This is a genomic window from Streptomyces sp. NPDC092369 (genome assembly GCF_044755245.1).
Lineage (GTDB): Bacteria > Actinomycetota > Actinomycetes > Streptomycetales > Streptomycetaceae > Streptomyces.
In genome coordinates, this window is the sequence record NZ_JBIVQP010000013.1 from 34,657 (window position 1) to 45,280 (window position 10,624).

Below are 10,624 nucleotides of genomic sequence, written 5' to 3' on the forward strand. Positions count from 1 at the left end.
CTGTCCCGCGCGCGGGCCTCAGTTCTGCGAGGGCACCGTCGACGTGTTCCCGGCGCCCGGCTCCAGGGCGTCCAGCGCCCGCCGCAGACCGGTGAGTTTGCGTTCGAGATGGGCCGCCGTGGCCACCGCCGCCGCGTCCGCCGACTCGTCGTCGAGCTGCTTGGACAGCGCCTCGGCCTGCTCCTCGACCGCCGCGAGCCGCGCCGACAGCTCGGCGAGCAGAGAGGCCGGTTCCTTGGCCTCGCCGACCGCGGCCTTGCCGCCGCCACCCTCCAACTGGAGCCGCAGCAGCGCCGCTTGCTCCCGCAGTTGGCAGTTCTTCATGTACAGCTCGACGAAGACCGAGACCTTCGCACGCAGCACCCACGGGTCGAACGGCTTGGAGATGTAGTCGACCGCGCCTGCCGCGTACCCGCGGAAGGTGTGGTGCGGCCCATGGTTGATCGCGGTGAGGAAGATGATCGGGATGTCCCGGGTCCGCTCCCGCCGCTTGATGTGCGCGGCCGTCTCGAAACCGTCCATACCCGGCATCTGCACGTCCAGCAGAATGACCGCGAAGTCGTCCGTGAGCAGTGCCTTGAGTGCTTCCTCCCCGGACGATGCCCGCACCAGTGTCTGATCGAGCGCGGAGAGGATGGCCTCCAGCGCCAGCAGATTCTCCGGCCGGTCATCGACCAGGAGGATCTTGGCCTTCTGCACCATGGCCCGCCCTCCTCGCCCCGGATGTGCACCGGGCGCCGCCCCTGGGGACGACTCCCTTTCGCCGCCCGTCCTTGTGCCGGTCATCGTAGCCGCACCCCGCCTGTCGCCACACCCTGTCACCGCGATGTCACTGTGCACGTAGCAGAAACGCAGCGAGAGACCAGAAGGTTCCCCGCTTCCCGTACTTCTACACCGCTCCGGGCACACTCAGTCAGCAACTCCGTGTGAACATCAAAGGTTCCCCTCACTCCCCTCGCATCCACTGATCCATCACAGCCAGCAGATGATCGGGATCGACGGGCTTGGTGACGTAGTCCGAGGCGCCCGACTCGATGGCCTTCTCGCGGTCGCCCTTCATCGCCTTCGCGGTCAGCGCGATGATCGGCAGGCCCGCGAACTGCGGCATCCGCCGGATGGCGTTCGTCGTCGCGTACCCGTCCATCTCCGGCATCATGATGTCCATCAGGACAACCGCCACGTCGTCGTGCTGCTCCAGCACCTCGATGCCCTCGCGCCCGTTCTCCGCGTACAGCACCGAGAGACCGTGCTGCTCCAACACGCTGGTCAACGCAAACACGTTGCGGATGTCGTCGTCGACGATCAGCACCTTCTGCCCGGCGAAGCGGATGTTGCGGTGCGGCTGCAGCACCGCGCTCGGCTCAAGAGCCGTACGCGGCTCCAGGGCGCCGTTGCGGTACTCGGTGTCGAGCCCCGGCCGCCGGCGGCGCCGGAAGAGCGCGGCGGCCCCGTTCTGGGTCTCCTGGTACGACTTCACCTCGGCCGGCGTCTCGATCGCCGACTCGGTGAGCTGGACCAGGTCCGTCGCGGCCACCAGATCGCTGGCCCCGAGGGCCGGCATCGGCTGCTGGTAGCCCTGCGGCGGCAGTTCGCTGGGGTGCAGCGGCAAATACAGCGTGAACGTCGAGCCGCGGCCCGGTTCGCTCTGCGCGTGGATCTCGCCACCGAGCAGCTGGGCGATCTCCCGGGAGATCGACAACCCCAGGCCCGTACCGCCGTACTTGCGGCTGGTCGTGCCGTCCGCCTGCTTGAACGCCTCGAAGATCACCCGCATCTTGCTGGCCGCGATGCCGATCCCGGTGTCGGTCACGGAGAACGCGATCAGGTCGGCGTCCGCGTCCCGCAGCGACCCGGCCTCCAGCAACTGCTCCCTGATCGACGCCGGTGTGTCCGCCCCGGCCGGCCTGATCACCAGCTCCACCGCCCCCGAGTCGGTGAACTTCACCGCGTTGGACAGCAGGTTGCGCAGCACCTGGAGCAGGCGCTGCTCGTCGGTGTGCAGCGTGGCCGGCAGCTCCGGCGAGACCCGCACCGACAGGTCCAGGCCCTTCTCCGCGGTCAGCGGCCGGAAGGTCGCCTCCACGTAGTCGACGAGCTGGACCAGGGCGATGCGCGTCGGGGAGACGTCCATCTTGCCCGCCTCGACCTTCGACAGGTCGAGGATGTCGTTGATCAGCTGGAGCAGGTCGGATCCCGCCCCGTGGATGGTCTCGGCGAACTCGACCTGCTTCGGGGTGAGGTTGGCGTCCGCGTTGTCGGCGAGCAGCTTGGCCAGGATCAGCAGCGAGTTGAGCGGCGTACGCAGCTCGTGCGACATGTTGGCCAGGAACTCGCTCTTGTAGCGCATGGAGACCGCGAGCTGCTCGGCGCGCTCCTCCAGGACCTGCCGCGCCTCCTCGATCTCGGTGTTCTTCACCTCGATGTCGCGGTTCTGCTGGGCGAGCAGCTCGGCCTTGTCCTCCAGTTCGGCGTTGGACGCCTGGAGGGCCTTCTGCCGGTTCTCCAACTCGGCCGACCGCTCCCGGAGTTGCTCGGTCAGTTCCTGCGACTGCTTCAGCAGCTGCTCCGTCTTGGTGTTGACGGAGATCGTGTTGACGCTGGTCGCGATCATCTCGGCGATCTGGTTGAGGAAGTCCTTCTGGATCTGCGTGAAGGGCGTGAAGGAGGCCAGCTCGATGACGCCGAGCACCTGACCCTCGAACAGCACCGGAAGGACGATCACCTGCGCCGGCGGCGCCTCACCGAGCCCCGACGAGATCTTCAGATAGCCGCTGGGCGCGTTCTCCACGAGAATCGTGCGCTTCTCCTGCGCGGCCGTCCCGATCAGCGCCTCACCCGGCCTGAACGACGTCGGCATGGAGCCCATGGAGTAGCCGTACGACCCGAGCATGCGCAGTTCGTACGCCTCCTCGCCCTCCGCGTCCGCCAGGGGCATCGCGACGAAGAACGCGCCGTGCTGGGCGGAGACCACCGGCGTCAGCTCGCTCATGATCAGCGAGGCCACGTCCTGCATGTCCCGGCGGCCCTGCATCAGCGCGGAGATACGGGCGAGGTTGCCCTTGAGCCAGTCCTGCTCCTTGTTGGCGATGGTGGTGTCGCGCAGGTTGGCGATCATCTTGTTGATGTAGTCCTGGAGTTCCTGGATCTCGCCGGACGCGTCCACGTCGATCTTCAGGTTCAGGTCGCCGCGGGTCACCGCGGTCGCCACGCGCGCGATGGCACGCACCTGCCGGGTCAGGTTCCCGGCCATCTCGTTCACCGACTCGGTGAGGTCGCGCCAGGTGCCGTCGACGTCACGCACGCGCGCCTGACCACCCAGCTGCCCCTCGGTGCCCACCTCGCGGGCGACTCGGGTGACCTCCTCCGCGAAGGAGGACAGCTGGTCGACCATCGTGTTGATGGTCGTCTTGAGTTCGAGGATCTCCCCCCGCGCGTCGATGTCGATCTTCTTGGTGAGATCGCCCTTGGCGATGGCGGTGGTGACCATGGCGATGTTGCGCACCTGACCGGTCAGGTTGGACGCCATCTGGTTCACCGACTCGGTGAGGTCTTTCCACGTGCCGGCCACGCCGGGCACCCGCGCCTGCCCGCCCAGGATGCCGTCCGTACCCACCTCGCGGGCCACCTTGGTGACCTGTTCGGCGAACGAACTCAGCGTCTTCACCATGGTGTTGATGGTGTCGGCGAGCTGCGCGACCTCGCCGCGCGCCTCGATCGTCACCGTCCGGGTCAGGTCGCCGTTGGCGACGGCCGCCGCGACCTGGGAGATGTTGCGCACCTGCACGGTCAGGTTCTTGGCCATCAGGTTGACGTTGCCGCTGAGGTCCTTCCAGATGCCCGTGATGCCGGGCACGTGCGCCTGGCCGCCCAGGATGCCCTCGGTGCCCACCTCGCGCGCCACCCGGGTCACCTGCTCGGCGAAGGACGACAGCTGGTCGACCATCGTGTTGACGGTGGTGACGAGTTCGAGGATCTCGCCCTTCGCGTCGACGGTGACCTTCTTCGACAGGTCGCCCTTGGCGACCGCGGTGGTGACCTCGGCGATGTTGCGGACCTGGATGGTCAGGTTGTTCGCCATGAAGTTCACGGACTGGGTGAGGTCCTTCCAGGTGCCGGAGACCCCCTGCACCTCGGCCTGACCGCCCAGCTGCCCCTCGGTGCCCACCTCGCGCGCGACGCGGGTGACCTCCTCCGCGAACGACGACAGCTGGTCGACCATCGTGTTCAGGGTGTTCTTCAGCTCCTGGATCTCTCCGCGCGCGTCCACGGTGATCTTCTGCGACAGGTCACCCCGGGCGACCGCGGTGGCGACCTGGGCGATGTTGCGCACCTGGGCGGTGAGGTTCCCGGCCATGCCGTTCACGGAGTCGGTGAGGTCCCGCCACACACCGGCCACACCCGGCACCTGCGCCTGCCCGCCGAGGCGGCCCTCGGTGCCCACCTCGCGGGCCACCCGGGTCACCTGCTCGGCGAACCCGGAGAGCTGGTCGACCATCGTGTTGACGGTGTTCTTGAGCTCCAGGATCTCCCCGCGCGCGTCCACGGTGATCTTCTGCGACAGATCGCCCTGCGCGACCGCGGTGGTCACCTGGGCGATGTTGCGCACCTGAGCGGTGAGGTTGCCCGCCATGCCGTTGACGGAGTCGGTGAGCTCCTTCCACGTACCCGCGACCCCCGGCACGACCGCCTGACCGCCCAGGCGGCCCTCCGTGCCCACGTCCCGGGCCATCCGCGTCACCTGGTCGGCGAAGGACGACAACTGGTCCACCATCGTGTTCACGGTGTTCTTCAGCTGGAGCATCTCGCCGGAGACGTCCACGGTGACCTTCTGCGACAGATCGCCGTTGGCCACCGCCGTCGTCACCTGGGCGATGTTGCGCACCTGCCCGGTGAGGTTGCGGAACGCGGTGTTGACCGAGTCCGTCAGGTCCTTCCACGTACCGGCCGCGCCCGGCACCTGCGCCTGCCCGCCCAGTTCACCCTCGACACCGACCTCGCGCGCCACGCGCGTGACCTCGGAACCGAAGGACGACAGCTGGTCCACCATCCCGTTGACGGTGTTCTTCAGCTCCAGCATCTCGCCGGCCACGTCGACCGTGACCTTCTGCGACAGGTCACCGCTGGCCACCGCCGTCGTCACCGCGGCGATGTCCCGCACCTGCGTGGTGAGGTTGCGGAAGACCGTGTTGACGGAGTCCGTCAGGTCCTTCCAGGTGCCGGCCGCGCCCGGCACGTTCGCCTGCCCGCCCAGCTGCCCCGCGGCACCGACCTCGTTGGCCACGCGCGTGACCTCGTCCGCGAAGATCCGCAGCGTCTCGGTCATCTGGTTGATGGTGTCCGCGAGCTGCGCGATCTCACCGCGCGCCGACACGGTCACCTTCTGTGACAGGTCACCGTTGGCGACCGCGGTCGTCACCTGGGCGATCCCGCGCACCTGGGCCGTCAGGTTGCCGGCCATGAGGTTCACCGAATCGGTGAGGTCCTTCCACACACCGGCCACACCCGGCACCTGCGCCTGCCCGCCGAGCTCACCCTCGGTGCCCACCTCGCGCGCGACTCGCGTCACCTCGGAGGAGAAGGACGACAGCTGGTCCACCATCGTGTTGACGGTGTTCTTGAGCTCCAGCATCTCGCCGGCGACATGAACGGTGACCTTCCGGGACAGGTCACCCTTCGCGACCGCCGTCGTCACCAGGGCGATGTCCCGCACCTGAGCCGTCAGCCGGTACGCCATCGTGTTGACGGAGTCCGTGAGGTCCTTCCACGAACCCGACATGCCACGCACGCGTGCCTGACCGCCCAGCTTGCCCTCGGTGCCCACCTCACTGGCCACACGCGTGACCTCGTCGGTGAACGTGGAGAGCTGGTCGACGAGGTTGTTGACGGTCCGGCCGACCTTCAGGAACTCGCCGCGCAGCGGATGCCCGGTCCCGTCCGGCGCCTGCGTCCGCAGCTCCATGCGGGGCGACAGATCGCCCTCCGCCACTGCCGACAGCACCCGGCCGACCTCGGAGACGGGCCGTACGAGATCGTCCACGAGCGCGTTCGAGGCGTCCACGGCGGCGGCCCAGGAGCCCTCACCGGCGCCCGCCTCCAGCCGCTCGGTGAGCTTTCCCTCACGCCCCACCATGCGCCTTACACGCGACAATTCACCCGTCAAATGGAGATTACGGTCGGCGACCTCATTGAAAACGGCGGCGATCTCCGACATCACGCCGTCGCCGGACACCGTCAGCCGCTTGCGGAAATTCCCGTCCCGCATGGAGACGAGTGCCATCAGCAACCGATCGAGGGCGGCTGAGTCCACCTCGGTCGTCCCGGCGCGTGGTTTGCGCTGGTTCTTCAGGGACTGTCCGCCTTTCGCGCGCGTTTTCGTGCCCCGCGTCGCTGCGCCAGACTCCACTGTGTCCCTCCCGAAGGGGTCGACCGTTACTGCTGTGCTCGCGTACTACTGTTCGGCGTACCAGTTACTGCTGCTTATCTCTGCCCGATGTAATCAGGCCACACCAAGGGCTGCTGCCCGCCGTACAGATATGACACGCGGCCTGCCCGTACCTTCACATGAAGCCTGCCCAGTGTTTCACCCCGTCTGAACCCGGCCATAACAGTTCGGCAGCTTCGCACAGCGTCCGCACACCCTCTGGGCGGAAACACTGCAGACCGGCATCCGCCCGGACGGCGAAGGTAAGTAACCTTGCATGCGGCTGTCCAGCCGCACCGGTCCGTCCGGCCTGGGCGGTGGCACGACAACGAGCGGGCATCGGAGGGGCGGCCGCAACACATGACCACCGGACTGATCCCCGGGGGACAGCCCCCGGACCGTAGGCCGACGGGCGGCCTGCCGCATCAGCGGCACGAGCCGGTCGGCCACGCAGCCCTGCCCGTCGACAACCGGCTGAGGAGTTCTGTGATCACCGCGCGCGCGGCCGCCAGCTTCGAGCCCGTCGGTCGATCGGTAGCGACCGCCCGCTCCTTCGTCCGCGACACCCTCCAGGGCTGGGGCTTCGCCGACATCGTCGACGACGCCGTGGTCCTCACCAGCGAACTGGTGACCAACGCCGTGGTGCACGCCGGCACCGCCGCCGACGTCCTGTGCCTACGCAGTGACGAAGGCGTACGCATCGAAGTCGCCGACCACTATCCCGAACGCGAGATCCCCCTCCAGGGCCACCCCTCCACCATGGGCAGCCCCGACCGCGAGGGCGGCCGCGGACTCCAGCTGTGCGCGGCCCTCGCCAACCGCTGGGGCGTCGAGTACACGCCCACCCACAAGACGGTCTGGTTCCAGCTGGTCCTGCCCGAGCGCGCGGTCGGCACGCGTGCGGCGGGCCCGTCCCTGCCCGCCGACCTCCTCCCCCTCGCCGACGGCCGGGTCCGCGTCGCCGTCGTCCAGATCGACCGCGGCGGCGCCATCACCGCCTGGAGCGAGGACGCGGAGGAACTCTTCGGCTACCCCTCCGACCAGGTCACCGGCAAGCCCCTCACCGACCTCGCGGCCTGGCCGCACACCCCGGGCACCAGCACCGGCATCGTGGAGGCACTCCAACTCTCGCGCTGGGAAGGCAGTTACGGCATAAGGGGCGCCAACGGCCGCGTCACCCCCGTCTACGCCTCCCACCTCCGCGTCCGCGACACGGGCGGCGAGCCTTCCACGGTCTGCCTCCTGGTACGGGACCACGAACGAGCCGTCCTGCAGACCCCGTTGCGGATGCCCTCCTCCGACTCGAGCACCTCGGCCGACGGCCAGAGCACCGACCCCTTCGAGGTGTTCATCGGCTCCCCCGCGCCGGACGACCTCGACGGCCTGCTCCAGCGCACGGTGGAACGCGCCCGCGACATGCTCGACGCCGACTCCGCCTTCCTGCTCCTGGCGACCGACGACGAAACGGAGTTGGAGGTCCGCGCCTCCACCGGCCTGCCCTCCGCCCGCCAGCGCTTCGCGCGCGTGCCCGTCGAAGCCGGCCCCGGCCGCTACGGCTCGGCCCGCATGCCTGCCGTTCACGACGACCTCACGGCCGTACCCGGCGCGGTCCCGCTCCTGAACGGCACCGGCATGCGCTCGGTCGTCACGGTCCCCCTGAAGGTTGAGGGCCGTCTCACCGGCTCCCTCGGCGTGGCCGCCGAATCACCCGGCAGGTACTCCAACGAAGAGGCCCTGCGCCTCCAATTCGCCGCCGACCGCATCGCGTTGGCCGTCGAATCGGCCCGCCTCGGCGAACTGGAACGCCTGCGCCGCGGCTCCCTGAGCTTCCTCGTCGAGGCCTCCGACCTCCTCGCCGGCACCCTGGACCGCGACCAGACCCTCGCCCTGATGGCCCAGATGACGGTCCCGACACTGGCCACCTGGTGCGCCGTCTACACGATCGCGGACCAGGCCTCCGAGCCGTACCTCTCGTACGTCCTGCACGAGGACGAGGAACTCATCGACGGCATCAAGTCGTTGCTGTCCAAGATCCCCCCGCCCGACCCGGTACCGACTCCGGGTGCACGCGTCTGGTCGAAGCCCGGAGAGGTCGCCCACCAGGCCGCCCTGCGCAGCTCCATGCGCAGCCTCGGCCTCACGGGCGGCCCCAACCGCCAGGTCGCCTCGGGCATCGGCCCGACCCTGGCGACGGCCTCCGCGGTCGGCGGCGAGACGGTCGTCCTCCCGCTCGTGGCCCGCAACCGCGTCATCGGCATGCTGACCCTCGGCAAGCCCACCGACGAACACTTCCGCCAGGAAATCCTGGAACTGGCCGAGGACTTGAGCCGCCGGGCCGCCCTCGCCCTCGACAACGCGCGTCTCTACTCCGAGCGCACGGCCATCAGCCAGTCCCTCCAACGCAGCCTCCTGCCGCCCGAGTTGCCCGAGATCGGCGGTGTCGAGGTCGAGGTCATCTACCGCGCGGCGGGCGAGGGCAACGAGGTCGGCGGCGACTTCTACGACCTCTTCCCGATCAGCGAGGGCGTCTACGGCTTCGCCATCGGCGACGTCTGCGGTACGGGCCCGGAGGCGGCCGCGGTCACCGGCCTGGCCCGCCACGCCCTCCGCCTCCTCGCCAGGGAGGGCTTCGGCGGCCCGGCGGTCCTGGAGCGCCTCAACTCCGCCATCCTCGACGAGGGCGCCCGCAGCCGCTTCCTGACGCTCCTCTACGGCGAGTTGCGACCCCAGGAGGACGGCAGCGCGGAACTGAAGGTGGTCTGCGCCGGCCATCCCCTCCCACTCCGCCTGCGCCAGGACGGCACGGTCGAACCGGCCGCCGAACCCCAGCCGCTCCTCGGTGTCATGGAAGACCTGGAGCTCTACGAGGAGACGGTCACCCTCGACCCGGGCGACGTCCTCCTCTGTGTCACGGACGGCGTCACCGAACGCCGCGAAGGCACGCGCATGTTGGGCGACGACGGCCTCACCGACGTCCTCACGACCTGTACGGGCCTCACGGCCGGCGCGGTCGCCGCCCGCATCATGCGAGCGGTGGAACGCTTCGCGTCGGACGCTCCCTCCGACGACATGGCGATCCTCGCGATGCGCGTCCCGGGCCTCCAGAAGGACTGACACCGGACACGCGGAAGGCCCCGCCCAATTGGGCGGGGCCTTCTGCGAATTGGAGCCCTCTAACGGAATCGAACCGTTGACCTTCTCCTTACCATGGAGACGCTCTACCGACTGAGCTAAGAGGGCCTGTCACCTTTTCGAGGTTTCCCTCGCGGCGACGAAACAGATCATACCCCGAACAGACCCGTGGGCCCAACCGCCGCCGTCCGCCCCCGACTAGGTCAGAAAGCGGGCTGCAACAGTCCCCCGAGCGCATTGCACGCGGACACGATCCGCTGCATCTCCCGCTTCGTCAACGAAGCGTCCACCGGCAGCGCGAGCGTCTCGTCAGCGGCCCGCTCGGTCTCCGGCAAAGCCACACACCGCCGGAACTCCGGCAGCCGGTGCACAGGCGTCTTCACCGGCACCCGGCACTCAACTCCCCTGCCCCGCACGGCCCGAGCGAAGGCGTCCCGATCCGGCCGCCCGTTCCCCGGCACCCGCACGACGTACTGCTGATAGGTGTGCCCGTCCCCACCATCAGGCGTGCGCACCCCCCGCAGCTTCGCATCGAGATAGGAGGCCCGCTCCCGCCGCTGAGCGATCTCGTCGTACGGCACCTCGGACTCCCCCTGCTCCAGCACCAACAACCCGTGCCGCTGCCCGACAGCGTGCAACCGCGCGATGTCGGCCGGCCTGCCGAAGCGGTGTACGACGACGATCGCCGCCGTACGCGAGGTGACGGCCGCCTCCACAGCGGACGCGTCGAGGCAGTACGTCACCGGATGTATGTCGGCGAACACCGGCAGCGCTCCGGCCATCGCAACGGCCTCGGCGACCTCGACGTTCCCGAAGGCCGGCACCACGACCTCGTCACCGAGTCCGACGCCGGCGGCCCTGAGCATTGCAGCAGTACCCATGGATCGGATGGTTGTTGCGCAACGTGAACTTCAAGTAACGCACAACAAAAAAGGGTTGGACCCGGAACCAAAGTTCCGGGTCCAACCCTTTGAATAATTGTTCGGCGGTGTCCTACTCTCCCACAGGGTCCCCCCTGCAGTACCATCGGCGCTGTAAGGCTTAGCTTCCGGGTTCGGAATGTAACCGGGC

General features: G+C 68.7%; 4 protein-coding genes, 1 tRNA gene and 1 rRNA gene. 1 reads left to right on the top strand and 5 read right to left on the bottom strand.

The genetic code is table 11. The annotated features are described in order from the left end of the window. Positions 1 to 18: 18 nt before the first annotated feature. Positions 19 to 702, bottom strand: a complete 684-nt coding sequence (locus tag ACIQI8_RS44850; RefSeq protein WP_402365000.1) for a two-component system response regulator — start codon at positions 700 to 702, stop codon at positions 19 to 21. 244 nt (positions 703 to 946) lie between these two features. After that, on the bottom strand, positions 947 to 6,403 hold the full coding sequence (locus ACIQI8_RS44855; protein WP_402365003.1) for a HAMP domain-containing protein: 5,457 nt from the start codon (positions 6,401 to 6,403) through the stop codon (positions 947 to 949). A 378-nt stretch (positions 6,404 to 6,781) separates the two neighbouring features. On the opposite strand from ACIQI8_RS44855, the gene ACIQI8_RS44860 reads away from it, so the two are divergent. After that, complete coding sequence (locus tag ACIQI8_RS44860; protein ID WP_402365006.1) at positions 6,782 to 9,535, top strand: SpoIIE family protein phosphatase; 2,754 nt, start codon at positions 6,782 to 6,784, stop codon at positions 9,533 to 9,535. A gap of 50 nt (positions 9,536 to 9,585) precedes the next feature. On the opposite strand, the gene ACIQI8_RS44865 is transcribed toward ACIQI8_RS44860, so the two are convergent. The 3 genes from ACIQI8_RS44865 to rrf all read right to left on the bottom strand — a co-directional run. Further along, a tRNA-Thr gene (locus ACIQI8_RS44865) sits at positions 9,586 to 9,661 on the bottom strand. Positions 9,662 to 9,756: 95 nt separating this feature from the next. After that, positions 9,757 to 10,419, bottom strand: coding sequence for a DegT/DnrJ/EryC1/StrS family aminotransferase (locus tag ACIQI8_RS44870; protein ID WP_402365012.1), 663 nt, complete (start codon positions 10,417 to 10,419; stop codon positions 9,757 to 9,759). Positions 10,420 to 10,533: 114 nt separating this feature from the next. Continuing rightward, a 5S ribosomal RNA gene (rrf, locus tag ACIQI8_RS44875) occupies positions 10,534 to 10,624 on the bottom strand; the annotation flags it as partial.